The organism is Pseudomonas sp. RSB 5.4, from assembly GCF_037126175.1.
Lineage (GTDB): Bacteria > Pseudomonadota > Gammaproteobacteria > Pseudomonadales > Pseudomonadaceae > Aquipseudomonas > Aquipseudomonas fluorescens_H.
Genome location: NZ_CP146986.1, coordinates 3,218,790 through 3,241,254 on the forward strand (window position 1 = coordinate 3,218,790; position 22,465 = coordinate 3,241,254).

20 protein-coding genes are annotated in these 22,465 nt (G+C 60.9%); 13 read left to right on the forward strand and 7 right to left on the reverse strand.

Annotation, left to right across the window (positions count from 1 at the left end; all coding sequences use genetic code 11):
• Window positions 1–21: 21 nt before the first annotated feature.
• Window positions 22–636, reverse strand: a complete 615-nt coding sequence (locus V9L13_RS14460; RefSeq protein ID WP_003227638.1) for an NAD(P)-dependent oxidoreductase — start codon at window positions 634–636, stop codon at window positions 22–24.
• A 219-nt stretch (window positions 637–855) separates the two neighbouring features.
• Window positions 856–1,734, reverse strand: a complete 879-nt coding sequence (locus tag V9L13_RS14465; protein WP_262142027.1) for an MBL fold metallo-hydrolase — start codon at window positions 1,732–1,734, stop codon at window positions 856–858.
• 114 nt (window positions 1,735–1,848) lie between these two features.
• On the opposite strand from V9L13_RS14465, the gene V9L13_RS14470 reads away from it, so the two are divergent.
• Complete coding sequence (locus V9L13_RS14470; protein WP_338799871.1) at window positions 1,849–2,754, forward strand: LysR family transcriptional regulator; 906 nt, start codon at window positions 1,849–1,851, stop codon at window positions 2,752–2,754.
• Window positions 2,755–2,972: 218 nt separating this feature from the next.
• Window positions 2,973–3,149: a hypothetical protein gene (locus V9L13_RS14475; RefSeq protein WP_003227641.1), complete on the forward strand. Its 177-nt coding sequence runs from the start codon at window positions 2,973–2,975 to the stop codon at window positions 3,147–3,149.
• Between the two features lie 136 nt (window positions 3,150–3,285).
• Here the strand turns inward: V9L13_RS14475 and V9L13_RS14480 are convergent, their stop codons facing one another.
• Window positions 3,286–4,170 (reverse strand): helix-turn-helix domain-containing protein, encoded by an 885-nt coding sequence (locus tag V9L13_RS14480; protein WP_103486318.1) that lies wholly within the window; start codon window positions 4,168–4,170, stop codon window positions 3,286–3,288.
• A 177-nt stretch (window positions 4,171–4,347) separates the two neighbouring features.
• Between V9L13_RS14480 and pobA the strand changes: the two genes are divergently transcribed.
• Window positions 4,348–5,541 (forward strand): 4-hydroxybenzoate 3-monooxygenase, encoded by a 1,194-nt coding sequence (pobA, locus tag V9L13_RS14485; RefSeq protein WP_338799872.1) that lies wholly within the window; start codon window positions 4,348–4,350, stop codon window positions 5,539–5,541.
• A 79-nt stretch (window positions 5,542–5,620) separates the two neighbouring features.
• The gene (locus V9L13_RS14490) at window positions 5,621–7,138 is read left to right on the forward strand and encodes an MDR family MFS transporter (protein WP_226499496.1); all 1,518 of its coding nucleotides are present in this window, start codon (window positions 5,621–5,623) and stop codon (window positions 7,136–7,138) included.
• 121 nt (window positions 7,139–7,259) lie between these two features.
• On the opposite strand, the gene V9L13_RS14495 is transcribed toward V9L13_RS14490, so the two are convergent.
• The 4 genes from V9L13_RS14495 to V9L13_RS14510 all read right to left on the reverse strand — a co-directional run bounded on the left by V9L13_RS14495 (window position 7,260) and on the right by V9L13_RS14510 (window position 11,232).
• Window positions 7,260–8,108 (reverse strand): cache domain-containing protein, encoded by an 849-nt coding sequence (locus V9L13_RS14495; RefSeq protein ID WP_338799873.1) that lies wholly within the window; start codon window positions 8,106–8,108, stop codon window positions 7,260–7,262.
• Between the two features lie 234 nt (window positions 8,109–8,342).
• Window positions 8,343–9,176 carry an ATPase gene (locus V9L13_RS14500; RefSeq protein ID WP_338799874.1) on the reverse strand — a complete coding sequence of 278 codons (834 nt, stop codon included), beginning with the start codon at window positions 9,174–9,176 and terminating at the stop codon, window positions 8,343–8,345.
• A gap of 116 nt (window positions 9,177–9,292) precedes the next feature.
• Window positions 9,293–10,285: an NAD-dependent epimerase/dehydratase family protein gene (locus tag V9L13_RS14505; RefSeq protein WP_047296149.1), complete on the reverse strand. Its 993-nt coding sequence runs from the start codon at window positions 10,283–10,285 to the stop codon at window positions 9,293–9,295.
• A 53-nt stretch (window positions 10,286–10,338) separates the two neighbouring features.
• Window positions 10,339–11,232, reverse strand: coding sequence for a LysR family transcriptional regulator ArgP (locus tag V9L13_RS14510; protein WP_338799875.1), 894 nt, complete (start codon window positions 11,230–11,232; stop codon window positions 10,339–10,341).
• A gap of 96 nt (window positions 11,233–11,328) precedes the next feature.
• Between V9L13_RS14510 and V9L13_RS14515 the strand changes: the two genes are divergently transcribed.
• The 9 genes from V9L13_RS14515 (at window position 11,329) to V9L13_RS14555 (ending at window position 22,452) form a co-directional block, all read left to right on the forward strand.
• Window positions 11,329–11,730 carry an ACT domain-containing protein gene (locus V9L13_RS14515; protein WP_338799876.1) on the forward strand — a complete coding sequence of 134 codons (402 nt, stop codon included), beginning with the start codon at window positions 11,329–11,331 and terminating at the stop codon, window positions 11,728–11,730.
• A 5-nt stretch (window positions 11,731–11,735) separates the two neighbouring features.
• Complete coding sequence (locus V9L13_RS14520; protein ID WP_338799877.1) at window positions 11,736–12,338, forward strand: LysE/ArgO family amino acid transporter; 603 nt, start codon at window positions 11,736–11,738, stop codon at window positions 12,336–12,338.
• A 176-nt stretch (window positions 12,339–12,514) separates the two neighbouring features.
• Window positions 12,515–13,111 carry a Fe-Mn family superoxide dismutase gene (locus V9L13_RS14525; protein WP_003227660.1) on the forward strand — a complete coding sequence of 199 codons (597 nt, stop codon included), beginning with the start codon at window positions 12,515–12,517 and terminating at the stop codon, window positions 13,109–13,111.
• Between the two features lie 434 nt (window positions 13,112–13,545).
• Window positions 13,546–15,597: a bifunctional diguanylate cyclase/phosphodiesterase gene (locus V9L13_RS14530; protein ID WP_003227662.1), complete on the forward strand. Its 2,052-nt coding sequence runs from the start codon at window positions 13,546–13,548 to the stop codon at window positions 15,595–15,597.
• Between the two features lie 228 nt (window positions 15,598–15,825).
• Window positions 15,826–17,166 (forward strand): imelysin family protein, encoded by a 1,341-nt coding sequence (locus V9L13_RS14535; protein ID WP_338799878.1) that lies wholly within the window; start codon window positions 15,826–15,828, stop codon window positions 17,164–17,166.
• Between the two features lie 278 nt (window positions 17,167–17,444).
• The gene (locus tag V9L13_RS14540; RefSeq protein ID WP_338799879.1) at window positions 17,445–18,872 is read left to right on the forward strand and encodes a di-heme oxidoredictase family protein; all 1,428 of its coding nucleotides are present in this window, start codon (window positions 17,445–17,447) and stop codon (window positions 18,870–18,872) included.
• A gap of 26 nt (window positions 18,873–18,898) precedes the next feature.
• The gene (locus tag V9L13_RS14545; RefSeq protein WP_103484872.1) at window positions 18,899–19,963 is read left to right on the forward strand and encodes an imelysin family protein; all 1,065 of its coding nucleotides are present in this window, start codon (window positions 18,899–18,901) and stop codon (window positions 19,961–19,963) included.
• A gap of 14 nt (window positions 19,964–19,977) precedes the next feature.
• Window positions 19,978–21,078 (forward strand): DUF1513 domain-containing protein, encoded by a 1,101-nt coding sequence (locus V9L13_RS14550; protein ID WP_003227668.1) that lies wholly within the window; start codon window positions 19,978–19,980, stop codon window positions 21,076–21,078.
• Between the two features lie 225 nt (window positions 21,079–21,303).
• A complete protein-coding gene (locus tag V9L13_RS14555) occupies window positions 21,304–22,452 on the forward strand; it encodes an efflux RND transporter periplasmic adaptor subunit (RefSeq protein WP_103484874.1) in 1,149 nt (382 codons plus the stop codon).
• Window positions 22,453–22,465: the final 13 nt, after the last annotated feature.

Consider the following 22,465-nt stretch of genomic DNA (forward strand, 5'->3'; position numbering starts at 1 on the left):
GCATTTGTTCCGCGTCGTTGCTTAGTAGCCGACCGTAAACCGCTGACGCGAATGCTTCGGCGTTTCCACTTCGTCGATCAGCGCGATCGCGTAATCGGCGAAGGTGATCCAGCTACGACCTTCGGCACTCACCAGCAAGTGATCCTTGCCGACGCGGAAGGTGCCGGTGCGCTCACCTTCGACAAACTCTGCCGATGGCGAGAGGAAGGTCCAGTCCAGATCCTGCTCCTGACGCAAGGCATCGAGAAACGCTGCCCCCGCACTGGCCTCGGTTTTGTATTCGGCGGGGAAACCCGCGCTGTCGATCACTCGGGTGTCGTCCGGCAGCAACAGCGAACCGGCACCCCCGACCACCAGCAGACGCTTCACGCCAGCCTGCTTCACCGGGCCGACCACGGCACTGGCCGGTACGGTGGCGAAATGCGCGGCGCTGATCACCACGTCGTGACCGGCGACGGCCGCTTGCAGCGCCGCCGAATCCAGCACATCGACATTCTTGCTGACCACACCGGCACGGTTGCCGATCTTCGAGGTATCGCGGGCGATGGCGGTGACGCTATGGCCGCGACGCAGGGCTTCTTCCAGCAGTTGGCTACCGGCACGGCCGGTGGCACCAATGATTGCGATCTTGCTCATGACATTCTCCAGTTGGCTTGAGAGTTTCAACGACGGCATAAATCTAATCTTGAAGCGGTATTCCCTGTGGCGAGGGAGCTTGCTCCCGCTGGAGGGCGAAGCACTCCCCGCCCGTTTCAGATACAACGCATTGGCAGGTTTACGCCTGCTGCGCAGGCGGGCGGGAGCAAGCTCCCTCGCCACAAAAGTCCTCTCGACCTCTGTTTCAGATCAATCGGGTTACCACTTCATCTCGCCCTTGGCGACTTTGGCGCTCAGCTCCAGCGAGCTTTCTTCGCCGAGTTTCGGGTAGCGTTTTTGCATGGCCTTGATCAGTGCGGCGGAATCTTTGGCCTTGGCGGTTTCTTCGTCGAAAGCCTTAATGTAGTCGGCGGTGAATTTCACGCTGGCCAGCGAGCGGCTGCTCTCGCCCAGATAGTGACCCGGCACCACGGTTTTCGGCTTCAGGGTTTCGATCGAGTGCAGGGTTTGCAGCCAGTCGGCGTGGGATTGCGCGGTCTGAGTGTCGGCCATCCACACATGGATATTCTCGGCAACCACGACGCCACCGACCACAGCCTTGAGCGACGGAATCCACACGAAGCTGCGATCCGGTTGTTTGCCTTCAAGTCCCACCACCTGCAACTTCTGCCCTTCGAGCATCAGGCTGTCGCCCTTGAGCACGCCCGGCACGATGGTTTTGGCCGGCACGTCGGCGCCCATTTTCGGGCCCCAGAAGGCGAGTTTGCCGTCGACGGTCTGCTTGATGTGATCGACGGTCGGCTGCGAGGCCAGCACGGTGGCGTCGGGGAAAGCCTGAGTCAGGGTGTCGAGGCCGAAGTAGTAATCCGGGTCACCGTGGCTGATGTAGATGGTGGTCAAGTGCTTGCCGCTGGCGCGGATCTTTTCCACCACCTGCTCGGCCTGGGCCTTGCCGAATTGCGCGTCGACCAGGATCGCGTCTTTCTCGCCGCTGACCAGCACCGAAGTCACCGGGAAAATCGCGTTGGTGCCCGGGTTGTAGACATCCAGGGTCAGGTTGGCGGCAGCGGCGTGGGCCGCGAAACCGAGGGTGGCGGTGGCGAGCAAAACGCGTTTAAGGGAAGTGAAGCCGATCATCTGTTGCTCCGTGGTCCGAATGCCGTGGTTGGCGATGGGACAGAGCTTAGTTGCCTGACTCGGTACAAAAAATGCGATGCTTGGACATAGTTTGTTTCTGAAAGCGGGCAAATCATGGATCGTCTTCAAGCAATGCGGGTGTTTGTCACGGTGGTGGATCTGGGCAGCCAGTCGGCGGCCGCCGATCATCTGGACCTGTCACGGCCGGTGGTGTCGCGCTATCTGGCGGAGCTGGAAGACTGGGTCGGCGCGCGTCTGATGCACCGCACCACGCGCAAGTTGAGCCTGACCGCCGCCGGCAGTGAAATCCTGCCGCGCTGCCGGCAGATGCTCGAACTCTCGACGGATATGCAGGCAGCAGTCAGTGAACCGCACGATGCACCGCGAGGATTGCTACGTATCAGCGTCAGCACCTCGTTCGGCCAGGCGCAACTGGCCGATGCGATGGCGGCGTACGTCAAACGTTACCCCGGGGTCAGCATCGATCTGCAGATGCTCGACCGTACGGTGAACCTGGTGGATGAGCGCATCGACCTGGCGATCCGCACCAGCAATGACCTCGATCCGAACCTGATCGCCCGACGCCTGACCGTGTGCCGCTCGGTGGTCTGCGCCGCACCGGCTTATCTGCGCGATAACCCGCCACCGCAGCGGGTCGAGGACCTGAGCCGACACAACTGCCTCACGCACTCGTATTTCGGCAAGAGCCTGTGGCATTTCGAGGAGGATGGCGAACCGGTGTCGGTGCCGGTACAGGGCAACATCAGCGCCAATGAAGCCAGCACCCTTTTGCGGGCGACGCTGGCCGGCGCGGGGGTGGCGATGCTGCCGACCTATCAGGCCGGGGTGCATGTGCATGCCGGTGAACTGGTACGTCTGCTGCCGGATGCCGAGCCACGACAGATGAACATCTACGCGGTGTATGCGTCACGCAAACACATGCCGGCGGCGCTGCGCAGCATGCTGGATTTTCTCGTCGAACGATTCCCGGAAAATCCCAAATGGGATATGGGCCTGTAAATCCGGTATTCCTGTGGGAGCGGGCTTGCTCGCGAATGCGTCGTGTCAGTCGAGGGCAATCCAGACTGACACACCGCCTTCGCGAGCAAGCCCGCTCCCACAGGTGTCATCCGTGTGCTGAAGGTATGTCACCTACGCGGGAGCCGTGGCTGGCAACTCTGTACCGCTGACCTATGCTGAAAGTAATACCGCAGGGTATGCGTTCAGAGGTCAACGCCATGAACATCAGAACAAGAAGGTACTTCGCGATTTTCATCACCTGCGCCGCCACGCTGGCGCTGTACGGCACCGCGGCCTGGCGGGTCGAGCAACTGCGACAACTGCCCCGCGAGTTCGCAAGTTGCAATTTCGAGCGCTGCATTCCGCATAACGCGACGCTCAATGCGTTGCGCTGATTGACCTGAGCTGGCATGCAGTCTTGTGGGAGGGGGCTTGCTCCCGAATGCGGTGTGTCATTCAGCATTGATGCAAACTGATAGACCGCTTTCGGGAGCAAGCCCCCTCCCACAGGAGACCGCAGCGTTTACAAGATCACTGCTCGGCCTTCAGCCGGTCGCGGAAGGCCTTTGGCGATATCCCCACCCGGCGCCGGAACAGGCGCGTGAAGTTGGTCGGATCGGAAAACCCCAACAACTCCGACATCTCGTAAATGGTCATGCTGGTGTAGGTCAGCAAACGTTTGGCTTCCAGCAACTGGCGTTCGTGCATGATCTGCAGCGCCGGCTGCCCTGCCAGTTCCCGGCAGGTGCCGTTGAGGTGCGACACCGAAATCCCCAGGCGATGGGCGAGGTCTTCGACCTTCACATGCTGGCGGTAAGTCTCCTCCACCAATTGAATGAACCCGTTGAGGTATTCGCGCTGGCGTTGCGGTCGCTGGCTGGCGTTATGGCGCACGATCGCCTGTCGGCTGACCCAGACCATGATCACGCTGACCAGCGAATGCATGAGCATTTCCCGCGCTGGCTGATGGCCGTTGTACTCGGCCTGCAACGCTGAAAACAGGCTGTTCAGGTACTCCGCATCCTTGCCCGCCGGATAGTGCTCGGCCTGGGCCAGTGCGTGCACCGAATTGCCCAGTTGCGCCTGCAAGTGATTGATCAACGGATTGGCGAGGGTGACGACGAATCCTTCGACGTCCTCGGAAAAGCGGAAACCATGCACCGACAACGGTGGCAGGACTTGAATGGCGGGTTCGTTGAGCTGCGTGCGTTGACCTTCGATTTCAAGCTCTGCCTGACCTTTGAAGACGAAGAGCAACTGGCACAAATCGGCGTGGCGGTGGGGTTTGATTTCCCATTGATGTTCGCGGCTGCGTTTGGAAATGGTTTCACAGTGCAGCAAGTCAGGGGTCGGCCAGTCCAGGCTTTCACCGTAGAGCTTGAACACCGGAATCGAAGGCAGGTCAGGCTTGTTCATCACTTCAATCCAGGCCTCGAGGTTGCGGGCGATAATCGCACCGATTGGCAGAATGTACAGGTATCGGCTCAGTTTTCACCTTCAATTGACAGACCCGCAAGGGAAAAATGCAAGCACTCGATCCATAAAAATCATTCACCGGCTCCCGTCGCGTGAAGCTTGCGAGTCATAAAAACAATGAAAACGCTGAAAACCCAAGTCGCCATCATCGGCGCCGGTCCGTCCGGATTGCTCCTCGGTCAGTTGCTGCACAATGCTGGCATCGACACCCTGATTGTCGAACGCCAGACACCCGATTACGTGCTCGGGCGAATTCGCGCCGGGGTGCTTGAACAAGGCATGGTAGAGCTGTTGCGTCAGGCCGGCGTGGGTGCGCGCATGGATGCCGAAGGGTTGGTGCACACCGGCTTCGATCTGGCATTGGATGGACGTCTGGCACACATCGATCTGCAGGGTTTGACCGGCGGAAAAACCGTGATGGTTTACGGCCAGACCGAAGTCACTCGCGACCTGATGGCCGCTCGTCGGGAGGCCGGGGCGCTGTCGTTTTATGAAGTGAGCGATGTCGTTCCTCACGGCATGAAAAGCGACGAGGCCTTTATTACTTTCGAAAAGGACGGTGAAACCTGGCGCGTCGATTGCGATTACATCGCCGGTTGCGATGGTTTTCACGGCGTGGCCCGGCAGTCGATTCCCGAAGACTGCCTGAAGATTTTCGAGCGGGTCTATCCGTTCGGCTGGCTGGGGATTCTCGCGGACACCCCGCCGGTGCACGATGAGCTGGTGTACGCCCGTCACGAACGCGGCTTCGCCCTGTGCAGCATGCGTTCGGCCACGCGCACCCGTTACTACCTGCAAGTGCCGGCCGAGGAAAACGTCGCCGACTGGTCCGACGAGCGCTTTTGGGCTGAGCTGAAAACCCGTCTGCCCGCCGCGCTTGCCGAAAAACTGGTGACTGGCCCGTCGATTGAAAAAAGCATCGCGCCGCTGCGCAGTTTTGTTGTCGAGCCGATGCAGTACGGGCGGATGTTTCTGCTCGGCGACGCCGCGCACATTGTGCCGCCCACCGGCGCCAAGGGCTTGAATCTGGCCGCCAGCGATGTCAGCACTTTGTTCAATATCCTGCTGAAGGTTTACCGCGAAGGACGCACGGACTTGTTGGAGAAATACTCGGAAATCTGCCTGCGCCGGGTATGGAAAGCCGAACGCTTTTCCTGGTGGATGACCTCGATGCTGCATCGCTTCGACGAACACGATGATTTCAGTCAGCGCATCAGCGCCTCGGAACTGGACTACTTTGTCAGTTCAGAAGCGGGGCGAAAAACCATTGCAGAAAATTACGTCGGACTTCCTTATGAGGCTATCGAATAGCTTCCTACCGACTTACACTGGCGAGCATTCCCGCTCGCCTGACGATCTGCGGGACTCTCACTGCCCGCAGGTTTCGCCCGTGACCAATCTTCACCAGCCTGAAACACCCAAACCGGCCATTCGCAGCGTGCTGGTCGCGCTGATGCTGGCGATCTTTCTCGGCGCGCTGGACCAGACCATCGTCGCCGTCTCGATGCCCGCCATCTCCGCACAATTCAAGGATGTCAGCCTGCTGGCCTGGGTGATTTCCGGGTACATGGTGGCGATGACCGTGGCCGTGCCGATCTACGGCAAGCTCGGCGACCTGTACGGGCGGCGCAAACTGATGCTGTTCGGCATGGGCCTGTTCACCCTCGCCTCGCTGTTTTGCGGCATGGCGCAAAGCATGGAACAACTGGTGCTGGCGCGGATTCTCCAGGGCATCGGCGCCGGCGGGATGATTTCGGTCAGTCAGGCGATCATCGGCGACATCGTCCCGCCCCGCGAACGCGGCCGTTATCAGGGTTACTTCAGCAGCATGTACGCGGTCGCCAGCGTCGCCGGGCCGGTGCTCGGTGGCTACATGACCGAATACCTGTCGTGGCGCTGGGTGTTCCTGATCAACCTGCCGCTGGGGCTTGGCGCCTGGTGGGTTGCCAATCGCAACCTCCGCGGGCTGCCGATTCCGCAGCGCAAGCCGATCATCGACTACCTCGGCACGCTGCTGATGATCATCGGTTTGACCGCCCTGCTGCTGGGCATCACTCAGGTCGGTCAGGGCCATTCGTGGCGCAGCAGCGAAGTGCTCGGCTTGTTTGCCTGTGCAGTGCTGGTCCTGGCGGTGTTCGTCTGGCATGAGCGCCGGGCGCGTGAGCCGCTGCTGCCGATGCACCTGTTCACCAACCGCAATGCGTTGCTGTGCTGGTGCACGATTTTCTTCACCAGTTTCCAAGCGATCTCGCTGATCGTGCTGATGCCGTTGCGCTTCCAGAGCGTCACCGGCGCCGGGGCCGATGCGGCGGCGTTGCACTTGCTGCCGCTGGCGATGGGGCTGCCGATTGGCGCTTATTTCGCCGGACGCCGCACCTCGGTCACCGGCCGTTATAAACCACAGATTCTGACTGGCGCGCTGCTGATGCCGATCTCGATTCTCGGCATGGCGTTCAGCCCACCGGACGCGACGCTGGTCAGCAGCCTGTTCATGCTGCTCAGCGGGATTGCCGGCGGCATGCAGTTCCCGACCTCACTGGTGGGCACGCAGAACTCGGTGGATCAGCGCGACATCGGCGTCGCCACCAGCACCACCAACCTGTTCCGCTCGCTGGGCGGCGCGGTGGGCGTGGCGTTGATGTCGGCGCTGTTGCTGGCCTTTTTGCAGGACTCGAGTTTTGCCCATCTGGCGAGCAACGCGCTGATCAGCGAGGGGCATTCGGGCAATGTGCTGCTCGACGGTTTGAACGCCGCCCCGGGTGATGCACAGAACGCCTTGCGCGCCGAGCTTTCTGTGACGTTCCGCCATTTGCTGTGGGTGAGTACGGCGGTATCGCTGCTGGGGCTGGCGGCGGCAATTGCGATGCCGAACAAGTTGCTGCGCGGGCGGGAGCACGGCGCCAAATAACAGCAACATCGCTAAACCCTGTAGGAGTGAGCCTGCTCGCGATGAGGGTGTGTCAGTCGACATCACTGTTGAATGACACTCCCTCATCGCGAGCAGGCTCACTCCTACAAAGGCAGTTCACTCAGGGGCTGTAGTAACCCACCGCCACCAGAAAATGCCCGACCTTTTTCAGGTAGGCATGCTTGTCCTCGACCTTGCCGGTCACCGGATTTTTCCAGCGGTATTCGTATTCGCCGTCATCCTGCTTGGCGATCAGCGCCAGAATCGGCTCGCCCACCGGTTTGCCTTCCGGGTCGTTGATCTTGCTGAAATCGGTATTGATCAAGCGCAGGTTGGTGCCGTGAGCAACGTAGCGCTGGGTGTTCAAATCGACGACGAACACATACAAGTCATCCTGCAGATAACCGCCCTTGAGCGAGTTGATGGCCGTCAGGGTGCCCTTCTCGTTTTTCCCCAGATCGGTTGCAGCCTTGTCGAGGAGTGCCTTGGCCTGTTCGGCTGAAGCACGCGGCAGGTAATAACCGACCGCCAGAATCCGCTGACCGATGCGCTGGTAATACACATGTTTGCGCTCGACCTTGCCGTCCGCCCAGTTCTGCCAGCGGTATTCGGCCTGTTGAATGCCGTTGCCTTCCGGCACCAGCAAGGCGTCCTTGAAGGCTTTCTGCAAATCCGGCGCAAGCACCTCGCTGACGTCACGGCCGATCAACGCTGAGGATGGGCCGCCACTGGCGAGCATCACGCCTTTGGTATCGACCACAAACACGTAGCGATCCTTGTCGACAAACTCGCCCTGACGGCTGAACGCGGCGAAGGCCTTGTCACCATTGTCGTGGTAATAGGCCAGGGCCTTTTCCAGCAGCGCAATGGCGGCCTTGCTGTCATCCTTTTGCGCGGTGGCAGCGTTGACCTGCGCTCCCCCCACAAAAAGCATCACACCGAGCCACGCCACTTTATGCAAAAAACCCATAACGCATCCCTCGTTCTTGTTGGTGTTTCAAGAGCGTAGACGGCTTGGGGTAGGAAGGCGGTCGAAGATGAATCCAGAAGTTGCGGTATCCCCTGTGGCGAGGGAGCTTGCTCCCGCTCGGCTGCGAAGCAGTCGCAAAACCTGCAAATGCGCTCTACCTGAACGAAAGCAGGGGAGCGCTTCGCACTCCAGCGGGAGCAAGCTCCCTCGCCACAAAGGTTCCTGACTCCGGCCCTATGGCCGGGCATTGATCTGCTGCTGCAGGTTCTGGATCTGCGCCTGCAGGGTGTTGATGTTGCGGGTCATCTGGCCGCGGAATGCGTCGAACTCGGCGGTATTGCCGCCACCCTGCGCAGCGGCCGGGCGGTTGTCCTGTTCACTCTTGAGGACGATGATTTCCTGCTCCAGACGCTCGATCGCCGCGCTCGGGTTACCTTGCTTCTTCAACGCGGCAATATCGGCACTCAGGCTCTTGAGTTGCGCATCGAACTTGCCGGTGTCGACCGGGGCGCTTTTCAGGGTTGCCAGTTCCGCACTCAGGGCTTTGATTTGAGCCTGCAACTGGGTATTGGCGTTCTGTTGTTCGGTGGTCTGCGCGGTCATCTGCGCCAGACGCTTGTCCAGATCGCTGGTCTGACCGACCACGCCTTGCTGCTGTTTACTCTGATCCAGCAACTGGGTTTCCAGCTGTTTGATCTGCTGCTTCAAGGCTTCGCTGTCGCTGTTGACGTTGCTCTGGCTGGCGACGACCTTGCCGGAAATATCCTGCAGGCGCCCCGCCGCTTCCTCGCTGATGCGCGCAAAGCTTTCCTGGGTGGCCACCAGTTGCTGCTCCATCAGCGAAATCTGCTGGAAGCTCCACCAGGCCAGACCGATGAAAGCAAAGAACAGCGCGCCAACCAGCGCCCACAACGGCCCGGTGCTCGCGGCCTTGACCTTGACCACCGGCGGCGTGCGCGAATGCACGGAAGTGCGGGCGGTCGGCGGAATGTCATCGTCGTCAAAGGTGTCGGCCCGCAGGCTCGGTACATCGTCGAAATCGTCGTTGGCATCGTTACGCATGGACATTGAGGCAACCTTTGTGGAACGCGGTGATGGCTGAATGCTGCGAAGTATAACCGCCGCAGCCGCAGGGATTGACCCTCAAGCGGCAGTGCGGTTCATTGCCGGCCGGGCGACTTGTATCAACGGATGTCCTGAGCTTTCCACCAGCCACAGAACTCGTCGAGGGCCGACCACAGGCTGACTTTCGGATCGTAGTCCAGATAATGCCGGGCGCGACTGATGTCGAGGGTGAAATTTTTCTTCATGACCTGCATGCCCAGCCGCGACAGGGTCGGCTCCGGGCGTCCCGGCCAGAGTTTGCACACGCCTTCGTTGAGCGCCGCAACACTGTAGGCCAGACCGTACGAGCGGTATTTAGTGACCTGCGGCACTTCCATTTTGCGCATCACATAATTGACCACATCCCACAACGGCACCGGCGCGCCATTGCTGATGTTGTAGGCCTTGCCCAACGCGGAACCGGCCGCCAGCAGGCTGCTGAGCAGCGCCTCGTTGAGGTTCTGCACGCTGGTGAAATCGACCTTGTTCAGACCGTCGCCGATGATCGCCAGACGCCCCTTGCGCTGCATGTTCAGCAGGCGCGGGAAGATGCTCATGTCGCCGGCACCGGTGACGAAACGCGGGCGCAGGGCGATGGTTTCGAGGCCGAACTCCTGGGCGCCGAAGACCTTTTGCTCGGCCAGATATTTGGTCGCCGCGTAGTGATGCTTGAAGCGCTTGGGCACTTGCTCCTCGGTCAGGCCGAGGTGATCGCGGCCATCGAAGTAGATCGACGGCGACGACAGATGCACCAGCCGCCGCACGCGCTGCTTGAGGCAGGCTTCGACGACGTTTTCGGTAACCTGCACGTTGCCCTGATGAAAGTCCTGATAACGCCCCCACAAGCCGACGGCACCGGCACAGTGCACCACGGCTTCGACGTCGGCGCAGAGTTCGCGCACCAGATCCGCATCGGTGAGATCGCCCGGGACGAACTCGGCGCCACGGCGCACCAGATGCTCGACGCTCTCGGCCCGGCGACCGTTGACCCGCACGTCCAGGCCCTGCTCCAGGGCGAAACGCGCAAAGCGTCCGCCAATGAAGCCGCTTGCGCCGGTGACCAGAATTTTCATGTAACGCTCCGATGTCTTTCGTTTACCTGATACGTCTGTCTTGACGCTGACCGTCAGCCCAAGGGCACCAGCCATCGTGGTGAAGAACGTAGCAATTGTTCGGTCAGCAAGCCCAGCAACTGACCGCCATTGCGCCAATGATGCCAGTACAACGGCACATCGATCGGTTTATCTGGCAACAGTTCGCGCAAAGTCCCGCGTTGCAACTGCTCGCGCACTTGCAGTTCCGGCACCAGTCCCCAACCGAACCCGGCTTCGGTCAGACGCACAAAACCTTCGGATGACGGGCACAAGTGGTGCTCGAAACCACCGTCGACACCAAGCGATGCGAGGTAGCGATGCTGGAGGAAATCGTCCGGCCCGAACACCAGCGCCGGGGTACGCGGCAACTGTTCGGCACGCACGCCATCGGGAAAATGCCGTTCGATGAACGCCGGACTGGCCAGCGCCCGATAGCGCATCGCCCCGAGCAACACACTGCGCGCACCGGCCACCGGGCGTTCGTTGGCACAGACACACGCCGCGACTTCTCCGGCACGCATGCGCTTGAGGCCGACGGTCTGATCTTCCACCACCAGATCCAGCAATAAATGCTGCTCGGCGCAGAAATCGCCCACGGCTTCGGCCCACCAGGTGGCGAGGCTGTCGGCGTTGAGGGCGATGCGCAAACGCTCCGGCACGCCCTCTTCGTCGAGCGCCGGCACCAGGGTCTGCAAGTCACGCTCAAGCAGGCGCACCTGCTGCACATGGTTGAGCAGCCGCCGGCCAATCTCGGTCGGCGACGGCGGTGTGCCGCGCACCAGCACCGGTTGGCCGACCCGCGCTTCCAGCAGTTTGATCCGCTGGGAAATCGCCGATTGCGACAAGCCCAGCACCTGTGCGGCGCGTTCGAATCCGGCCTGCTCGACCACAGCGGCCAGCGCGGAAAGCAATTTATAGTCGAACATCAGTTTTCCTAATGAGCGATCAGCACTATTGGTTTTTCTTATACAGCTTTCGACCGGAGAATAGCCAGCAAGCACTCTTTATCAAGGAACACTGCAATGGCTGGCGAAACCTCACTCACGACGTTGCTGCGCAGCATGAGCCCGCAGCTCAATGCCGGCGAATACGTGTTCTGCACCCTGCGTGACGCTCAGTTGCCCGACGGTCTGGAGATTGTCGGCAGCTTTCGTGAACAGGAAGGCCTGACCGTGATCCTCGAACGCTCTCAGGCGGAACACGCCGGGTTCAGTTTCGATTATGTCGCGGCGTGGATCACCCTCAACGTGCATTCGGCACTGGAAGCGGTCGGCCTCACCGCTGCGTTCGCCAGCGCACTGGGCAAGGCCGGGATCAGTTGCAACGTGATCGCCGGTTACTACCACGACCACTTGTTTGTCGGACAGGCCGACGCCGAACGCGCCATGCACGTGCTGCGCGATCTCGCAGCCAACGCGGAGTAATCGTTATGTGGCAAAGCTATGTGAACGGCCTGCTGGTGGCGTTCGGGTTGATCATGGCGATCGGCACGCAGAATGCTTTTGTATTGGCTCAAAGTCTGCGGCGCGAACATCACCTGCCGGTGGCGGCGTTGTGTGTGGCGTGCGATGCGCTGCTGGTGGCGGCCGGGGTTTTCGGCCTGGCCACGGTGTTGGCGCAGAACCCGACATTGCTCGCAGTGGCGCGCTGGGGCGGCGCCGTCTTTCTGATCTGGTACGGCAGCCAGGCGCTGCGCCGGGCGTTCTCGAAACAGAGTCTGGATCAGGGCGAAAACCACACCGTACGCTCGTTGCGCGCGGTGATGCTCAGCGCGCTGGCAGTGACGTTGCTCAATCCGCACGTTTATCTGGACACGGTGTTGCTGATCGGCTCGCTCGGTGCGCAGCAGTCGGTGCCGGGGGCTTATGTCGTGGGCGCGGCGAGTGCGTCGCTGCTGTGGTTTTTCACTCTTGCACTGGGTGCCGCATGGCTTGCGCCATGGCTGGCAAGGCCGAGTACCTGGCGGATTCTCGATCTGGTGGTGGCGTTGATGATGTTTACAGTCGCAGGGCAATTGATATTGACGCAGTGATTTATTCCAAACAGCTCTGGAACCTCTATCCCACACAGTTGTTGCGTGGTTAAGCCTTGACCCCGGTGCTATGATCCGAACCCTGCGCCGCAAAGAGTAAAAACTCGTCGGTGCATTTCTGGCCGCCCGTGATCGGCCTTGCGCTCACCGCAACAGACCTGATTAGGAGAATCATCATGGCTTTCGAATTGCCGCCGCTGCCTTACGCACACGATGCCCTGCAGCCGCACATTTCCAAGGAAACCCTGGAATTTCACCACGACAAGCACCACAACACCTATGTCGTGAACCTGAACAACCTGGTGCCAGGCACCGAGTTCGAAGGCAAGACCCTGGAAGAGATCGTCAAGACTTCCTCGGGCGGCATCTTCAACAACGCCGCTCAGGTCTGGAACCACACTTTCTACTGGAACTGCCTGGCGCCAAACGCCGGCGGTCAACCAACCGGCGCACTGGCTGAAGCCATCAATGCGGCTTTCGGTTCGTTCGACAAGTTCAAGGAAGAGTTCAGCAAAACCTCGATCGGCACCTTCGGTTCCGGCTGGGGCTGGCTGGTGAAGAAGGCTGACGGTTCCCTGGCTCTGGCCAGCACCATCGGCGCCGGCAACCCGCTGACCAGCGGCGACACCCCGCTGCTGACCTGCGACGTCTGGGAACACGCTTACTACATCGACTACCGCAACCTGCGTCCGAAGTACGTTGAAGCGTTCTGGAACCTGGTCAACTGGAAGTTCGTTGCTGAGCAGTTCGAAGGCAAAACCTTCACCGCTTAAGCTGCGCGCCAGATAAAAAACCCGGCTATGGCCGGGTTTTTTTATGCCTTTGATTTCTGTAGGAGCTGCCGAAGGTTCGGGCCGCGTTCGGACGATCTTTTGATCTTGTTTTTACAATCAACTTCAAAAGATCGCAGCCTGCGGCAGCTCCTACAGGGAATAGCGTTTTTCTCACGATGAACGCTGGCTCCGGCCGCTTGCTGGTGCAGCACAGCGAGCTACCATCAAATCAGTGAAAATTTGTTCCGCACCGCTCAAGTTGAGGGCCGAAACTACCGACACAGTACAAATAGAGCTGAGACTCCAGACAGCAGCATTTCGGCCAAGGCCACGGGCAAATGTTCCGGGGCTTGATTGTCCCTTTGACTGCCAACACGGGATTGCCAATACTCATGGCAACTTGACGCTACCCGCACGGAACAAGGAATAACCCTTTGAAGCTGGAACTCAAGAACAGCTTGTCGGTGAAGTTGCTCCGGGTCGTGCTCCTTTCGGCATTGATCGTCGGCGTAGTCTTGAGCTGCGCCCAGATCGTTTTCGATGCCTATAAAACCCGCCAGGCGGTGGCCGGCGATGCGCAGCGCATCCTCGACATGTTCCGTGATCCCTCGACTCAGGCCGTGTACAGCCTGGACCGGGAAATGGGCATGCAGGTGATCGAAGGCCTGTTCCAGGACGACGCCGTGCGCCAGGCCTCCATCGGCCATCCCAACGAAGCCATGCTCGCGCAAAAATCCCGCGAGTTGCAGCACTCCAACAGCCGTTGGCTGACCGATCTGATCCTCGGTCAGGAACGCACCTTCACCACCCAACTGGTCGGCCGCGGCCCGTACAGCGAGTATTACGGCGACCTGAGCATCACCCTCGACACCGCCACCTATGGCGAGAGTTTCATCGTCAGTTCGGTGATCATTTTCATTTCCGGCGTGTTGCGCGCCCTGGCCATGGGCCTGGTGCTGTATCTGGTCTATCACTGGCTGCTGACCAAGCCGCTGTCGCGGATCATCGAGCACCTGACCGAAATCAATCCCGATCGCCCCAGCGAGCACAAGATTCCGCAGATCAAGGGCAACGAGAAGAACGAACTCGGCATCTGGATCAACACCGCCAACCAGTTGCTTGAATCCATCGAACGCAACACGCACCTGCGCCACGAAGCGGAAAACAGCCTGCTGCGCATGGCTCAGTACGACTTCCTCACCGGTCTGCCGAACCGCCAGCAATTGCAGCAGCAACTGGACAAGATTCTGGTCGACGCCGGCAAGCTGCAACGTCGGGTCGCGGTGTTGTGCGTGGGGCTGGACGATTTCAAAGGGATCAACGAGCAGTTCAGCTACCAGACCGGCGACCAGTTGCTGCTGGCGCTGGCCGACCGCCTGCGCGGCCATAGCGGTCGCCTGGGTGCCCTCGCCCGTCTGGGCGGCGACCAGTTTGCGCTGGTGCAGGCCGATATCGAACAACCTTACGAAGCGGCAGAGCTGGCGCAAAGCATCCTCGATGATCTGGAAGCGGCGTTTGCCCTCGACCATCAGGAAATCCGCCTGCGCGCAACCATCGGCATCACCCTGTTCCCCGAGGACGGCGACAGCACCGAGAAGCTGTTGCAGAAGGCCGAGCAGACCATGACGCTGGCCAAGACCCGTTCGCGCAATCGCTATCAGTTCTACATCGCCAGCGTCGACAGCGAGATGCGTCGCCGTCGCGAACTGGAAAAAGACCTGCGTGACGCGCTGATTCGCGATCAGTTCTACCTCGTCTATCAACCGCAGATCAGCTACCGCGATCACCGCGTGGTCGGGGTCGAAGCGCTGATTCGCTGGCAGCACCCGGAGCACGGTCTGGTGCCGCCGGACCTGTTTATCCCGCTGGCCGAGCAGAACGGCACGATCATCGCCATCGGCGAATGGGTGCTGGATCAGGCCTGCAAGCAATTGCGCGAATGGCACGATCAGGGCTTCGTCGATCTGCGCATGGCGGTCAACCTGTCCACCGTGCAACTGCACCACGCCGAGTTGCCGCGAGTGGTTAACAACCTGCTGCAGATCTACCGCCTGCCGCCGCGCAGCCTGGAGCTGGAAGTCACCGAAACCGGCCTGATGGAAGACATCAGCACCGCCGCCCAACATCTGCTGAGCCTGCGTCGTTCCGGGGCGCTGATCGCCATCGACGACTTCGGCACCGGCTACTCATCACTGAGTTATCTGAAAAGCCTGCCGCTGGACAAGATCAAGATCGACAAGAGCTTCGTTCAGGATCTGCTGGATGACGACGATGATGCGACCATCGTTCGCGCGATCATTCAACTGGGCAAGAGCCTGGGCATGCAGGTGATCGCCGAAGGCGTGGAAACCGCCGAGCAGGAGTCCTACATCATCTCCGAAGGCTGTCACGAAGGTCAGGGTTACCACTACAGCAAACCGCTGCCTGCCCGGGAACTGACTGCCTACCTCAAGCAAGCCCAGCGCAGCAACGCGGCTATTTTATAAAGTCAAAAGATCGCAGCCTGCGGCAGCTCCTGCAGGGAGCGCATTCCCCTGTAGGAGCTGTCGAGTGAAACGAAGCTGCGATCTTTTGATCTGCGCCATCACACCGGCGTAAACAAGAAATATTTCCAGCCACAGCCCTTTACACATAATGCGAAAGATTTGCATTATGTCGCAGCTTTGCGCACCCCCGCGCCCTGTCCATTCATTTACCGAAGCAGGATGTTCGCCATGATTCGTATGCCTCTGGCTACCGCCAGTCTGCTGGCCATCGCTATTTCCCTCGCCGGTTGCGGCGAAGGCAAAGACAAGGCGGCCGCTGCGGCCACGCCGACTCCAGCCGCCAGCACCGCTGCCGCTGCTCCTGCCGCAGCCGGGAAAGTCGACGAAGCCGCCGCCAAGGCTGTGGTCGCGCACTACACCGACATGGTCTTCGCCGTCTACAGCGATGCCGAATCCACCGCGAAAACCCTGCAGACCGCCGTAGACGCCTTCCTCGCCAAGCCGAATGCCGAGACGCTGAAAGCCGCCCGTGAAGCGTGGATCGCCGCACGCGTACCTTACCTGCAGAGCGAAGTATTCCGATTCGGCAACACCATCATCGACGACTGGGAAGGTCAGGTGAACGCCTGGCCTCTGGACGAAGGCCTGATCGACTACGTCGACAAATCCTACGAGCACGCACTGGGTAACCCGGGTGCCAACGCCAATATCATCGCCAACACTGAAATCCAGGTCGGCGAAGACAAGGTCGATGTCAAAGACATCACCCCGGAAAAACTCGCCAGCCTGAACGAGTTGGGCGGTTCCGAAGCCAACGTCGCCACCGGCTACCACGCTATCGAATTCCTGCTCTGGGGCCAGGACCTGAACGGCACCGGCCCGGGCGCCGGCAACCGTCCTGCTTCCGACTACCTGGAAGGCGCGGGCGCCACCGGCGGTCACAACGATCGTCGTCGTGCGTACCTCAAAGCGGTGACCCAACTGCTGGTCAGCGATCTGGAAGAAATGGTCGGTAACTGGAAGCCGAACGTGGCTGACAACTACCGCGCCACCCTGGAAGCCGAGCCTGCCGAAACCGGCCTGCGCAAAATGCTGTTCGGCATGGGCAGTCTGTCGCTGGGTGAACTGGCGGGCGAGCGCATGAAAGTATCCCTGGAAGCCAACTCCCCGGAAGACGAACAGGATTGCTTCAGCGACAACACCCACAACTCGCACTTCTACGATGCCAAAGGCATTCGTAACGTGTACCTGGGCGAATACACCCGCACCGACGGCACCAAGATGACCGGTGCCAGCCTGTCGTCGCTGGTGGCCAAGGCCGACCCGGCTGCCGACAACGCGCTGAAAGCCGATCTGGCCGCTACCGAAGCCAAGATCCAGGTCATGGTCGATCACGCCAACAAGGGTGAGCACTACGATCAGTTGATCGCTGCGGGCAATACCGCTGGCAACCAGATCGTGCGTGATGCCATCGCTGCGCTGGTCAAGCAGACCGGTTCGATCGAAGCGGCTGCCGGCAAGCTGGGCATCAGCGACCTGAACCCGGACAACGCTGATCACGAGTTCTGATCACGCGCGTTCGACTGAAAAAGGCGACCTCCGGGTCGCCTTTTTCATGCCTGCCATACACAAAACCCTGTGGGAGCGGGCTTGCTCGCGAAAGCGGTGTATCAGTCAATTCATCTGTGTCTGACCCACCGCTTTCGCGAGCAAGCCCTCTCCCACAAGGGGGACTGCGTTTTTCCAAATCACTGCCGCAAATCAAGCAAACGATAATTCCTCTTATTCAAACTCACTCGCCCTGTTAGACTTTGCGCCTTTGTTTTCGCCCGTCCGCAGGATGTCTGATGCCCTCGCTGCTTCTTCGCTTGTCCGCACTGTTTCTGGCCCTGGGCCTGAGTGCCTGCGATGACGCCCCGCGTTTTACCAAGGCTGAGCCCGGTGAAGCGCGTTCGGGTGGGGCGGCGACCGTGCGCAAGACCGATCAGAACGCTTTCTCCCTGCCCTCGGCCAACCTGCCGCCGTCGCGCCGGGTCGACTTCAGCGTCGGCAACAGCTTCTTCCGCAGCCCGTGGGTAATCGCCCCGTCGACCACCACCGCCCGCGATGGCCTCGGCCCGTTGTTCAACACCAACGCCTGCCAGAACTGCCACATCAAGGATGGTCGTGGACACCCGCCAGCCCCCGATGCGGCGAACGCGGTATCGATGCTGGTGCGTCTGTCGATTCCCGATTCGCCGGCCTATGCCAAAGTCATCGAGCAAGTCGGCGTGGTGCCGGAGCCGGTCTACGGCGGCCAGTTCCAGGACATGGCCGTGCCCGGGGTCACCCCGGAAGGCAAGGTGCGTGTCGAGTACACCCCGGTGCCGATCCGTTTCAAGGACGGCACCGAAGTGGAGCTGCGCAAACCGGTTCTGCAATTCAGTCAGTTGGGCTACGGCCCGATGCACCCGGACACGCGTTTCTCGGCCCGGGTCGCGCCGCCGATGATCGGCCTCGGCCTGCTCGAGGCGATCCCTGAAGAAGCGATCCTCGCCAACGCCGCCGCGCAAGCCAAAGAGAACAACGGCATTAATGGTCGGGCGAATCGGGTCTGGGATGACGCGCAGCAAAAGACCGTCATGGGTCGCTTCGGCTGGAAAGCCGGGCAACCGAATCTCAATCAGCAGAATGTCCACGCGTTCTCCGGAGACATGGGCCTCACGACCAGCCTGAGGCCCTTCGATGACTGCACCGACGCGCAAACCGCGTGCAAACAGGCACCCAACGGCAATGGTCCGGACGGCGAGCCGGAAGTCAGTGACAACATCCTCCGTCTGGTGCTGTTCTACACGCGCAACCTCGCAGTGCCGGCACGCCGTGGCGTCAGCGACGAACAAGTGCTGGCCGGCAAGAACCTTTTTTTCCAGGCCGGTTGCCAGTCCTGCCACACGCCGAAATACACCACCGCCGCCAACGCGGCCGAACCTGAACTGGCCAATCAAGTGATTCGCCCGTACAGCGATCTGCTGCTGCACGACATGGGCGACGGTCTGGCCGACAACCGCACTGAATTCCAGGCCTCCGGCCGCGACTGGCGCACCCCGCCGTTGTGGGGCATCGGCCTGACGCAGGCGGTCAGTGGCCACACCCAGTTCTTGCATGACGGCCGCGCCCGCAATCTGCTCGAAGCCGTGCTCTGGCATGGCGGCGAAGCACAGAAGGCGCAGCAACAGGTTTTGTCTTTCAACGCCGAGCAGCGTGCCGCGCTGCTGGCGTTCTTGAACTCACTTTAAACACTTAAAAGAATCGGGAGCCCGACATGTTCCGTCCCAAGTTGTTGTTCACCAGCCTTGCCGCACTCGCCCTCGGCGCCTGCTCGCCGCAGGATCCGCAAGCGGTCACGTCGGCGGCCATCGCCAAATCGGTGATCCTGCCGACCTACACCCGTTGGGTCGAAGCCGACAAGCAACTGGCGGTCAGCGCCCTCGCCTACTGCCAGGGCAAGGAAACCCTGGAAACCGCCCGCGCCGACTTCCTGCACGCGCAGAAAGCCTGGGCCGAGCTGCAACCGCTGCTGATCGGCCCATTGGCCGAGGGCAACCGTTCGTGGCAGGTACAGTTCTGGCCGGACAAGAAGAACCTCGTCGGCCGTCAGGTCGAGCAACTGGTCGTCGCCCAGCCGCAAATCGACGCCGCCGCCCTGGCCAAATCCAGCGTCGTGGTGCAAGGTCTGTCGGCTTACGAATACATCCTGTTCGACGAAAAGCCAGACGTCGCCAACGCTGATCAGAAGGCCAAATACTGCCCGCTGCTGATCGCCATCGGCGAGCGTCAGAAGCAACTGGCCGAAGAGATTCTGCAGAGCTGGAACAACACCGACGGCATGCTCGCGCAGATGAGCAAATTCCCTAACCAGCGCTACGCCGACTCTCACGAAGCGATCGCCGATCTGCTGCGTGTGCAGGTCACCGCACTCGACACCCTGAAGAAAAAACTCGGTACGCCGATGGGCCGTCAGAGCAAGGGCGTGCCGCAGCCGTTCCAGGCTGATGCGTGGCGCAGCCAGTCGTCGCTGACCGCGCTGGAGGCCAGTCTGGCCGCGGCCAAAACCGTCTGGGAAGGCGTCGACAACAAAGGCCTGCGCGGTCTGTTGCCGGCCGAGCAGAAGCCGTTGGCGGACAAGATCGACGCCGCCTACGCCGCGTCGCTGAAACTGTTTGACAGCACCCAGCGCTCGCTGACCGAAATGCTGCAGGACGACGCCGGTCGTCAGCAACTCAACGATCTCTACGACAGCCTCAACGTCGTCCATCGCCTGCACGAAGGCGAACTGGCCAAGGCGCTGGGCATCCAACTGGGCTTCAACGCCAACGACGGTGACTGATGAGGGCAAGTGCCATGCTGCGACGCCAGGCTCTGACTTTAGGTAGTTTGCTGCTGGGAGCAGTGACACTGGGCGGCTGGACGCTGTTCAAGCGCAAGGATCAGAGCCCGCTGTTGCTCTCGGCGCGCGATGACACCGACGGCAAGCATTACGCCGTCGGTTATCGGCTGGACGGTACTCGGGTGTTCGCCACCGAAGTCGGCCAGCGCTGCCACGACATCATCAACCACCCGACGCTGCCGATCGCGCTGTTCGTCGCCCGCCGCCCCGGCACCGAGAGCTACCTGATCGATCTGCGCGACGGGACGTTGCTGCAAACCGTGACCTCGCAGCCGAACCGGCATTTCTACGGTCACGCCGTGGTGCACAAGGACGGCGAATACCTGTACGCCACCGAGAACGACACCACTGATCCGGGGCGTGGTCTGCTCGGGGTGTACAAATTCGAAGGCGAGCGACTGGTGCACAGCGGCGAGATTTCCACCCATGGCCTCGGCCCGCATCAAGTGTCGTGGATGCCCGATGGCGAAACCCTGGTGGTGGCCAACGGCGGGATTCGGACCGAGGCCGAAAGCCGCGTCGACATGAACCTCAATGCCATGGAACCGAGCCTGGTACTGATGCAGCGCGACGGCACCCTGCTGAGCAAGGAAACCCTTTCCCAGCAAATGAACAGCGTGCGTCACCTGGGCATCGCCAGCGACGGCACCATCGTCGCCGGCCAGCAGTTCATGGGCGCCTCGCATGAGCGTTCCGAGCTGTTGGCGATCAAGCGTCCGGGCCAGCCCTTCGTAGCGTTCCCGGTGCCGGAGCATCAGTTGCAGTCGATGGGTCACTACACCGCCAGCGTCGCGGTACACAGCGAACTGAGGCTGGTGGCGTTGACGGCACCGCGTGGCAACCGCTTCTTCATCTGGGATCTGGACAGCGGCGAAGTGCGTCTCGACGCGCCACTGCCCGATTGCGCCGGCGTCGGTGCGGTGAAGGACGGTTTCGTCGTGACCTCGGGCCAGGGCCGTTGCCGTTACTACGACTGCCGCCAGGATCAACTGCAGGCCAAGCCGCTGGAGTTGCCGGCGGGGCTCTGGGACAACCATCTGCACTTGATGGCCTGAATCAACGCGGTAACTGTGGCGAGGGAGCTTGCTCCCGCTGGGGCGCGAAGCGGCCCCGCTTTTTAACTCAAAAGCATGGGACTGCTGCGCAGTCCAGCGGGAGCAAGCTCCCTCGCCACAGGGGTTTTATTCGTCCTCACTGTAATAACTGCCAGTTGGAATACCCACCTCACTCGGAGTAATGTTCCCGCCTGTCTCACCTGATTTATCCAAGGAACTGGAAATATGCTGCGTCGCCGCATGCTGATCATGTTGGGTGTTGTCTTGCTGGTCGTCCTGGTATTGGGCGGGTACAAAGCCTTTTCGATCTACACCATGATCCAGGGCTTTGCCAAACCGAAACCGCCGATCAGCGTTGCCGTGGGCCGCGCCACCGAACAGCCGTGGCAGATGCGTCTGCCGACCGTCGGCACGCTCAAGGCGCTGCAAGGCGTCGAGCTGAGCCTGGAAGTCGCCGGCACGGTCACCGAGATCAAGTTCGAATCCGGGCAGAAGGTCAAGGCCGGGCAACCGTTGCTGCAACTCGACAGCGCGGTCGAAACCGCCCTGCTGGAAACCGCCAAGGCCGATCTGGGCCTGGCGCAACTGGATTTCGGTCGCGGCAGCCAACTGGTCGACAGCCGCGCGATCTCCAAGGGCGAATACGACCGGCTCTCCGCCGTGTTGCAAAAGAACAAGGCTACGGTCAATCAGCTCAACGCCTCGCTGGCGAAAAAACGCATCCTCGCGCCATTCAGCGGCACCATCGGCATCCGTCAGGTCGATGTCGGCGACTACCTCGCCAGTGGCACCAAAATCGCCACCCTGCAGGACCTGAGCAGCCTCTACGCCGACTTCTATGTACCGGAGCAATCGGTGCCGAAACTGGCCATCGGTCAACCGGTGCAGATCGGCGTCGCGGCCTATCCCGGGCAGAACTTCCCCGGCGCCATCAGCGCGATCAATCCGATTGTCGAGAGCAGCACGCGCAATATTCTGGTGCGCGCGACCCTGGCCAACCCCGACGGCAAGTTGCTGCCGGGCATGTTCGCCAGCCTCAACGTGTTGCTGCCCGACCCGCAGAAACACATCGTCGTGCCGGAAAGCGCGATCACCTACACCCTCTACGGCAACTCGCTGTACGTGGTCGGGCAACAGAAAGCCGAGGACGGCAGCGTGGTCAAAGACGACAAGGGCCAGCCGGTGCTGATCGCCGAGCGCCGTTTCATCGAGACCGGTGAACGCCGCGATGGCCTGGTGATGATCAACAAGGGCGTGCAGAGCGGCGAACAAGTGGTGACCGCCGGCCAGATCAAACTGGACAACGGCGCACACATTGCCATCAGCGACGACAAGACCCTCGGCGAGCAGAACAGTCCGCCTCGCGTCGACTGATCAAGGAATCCCC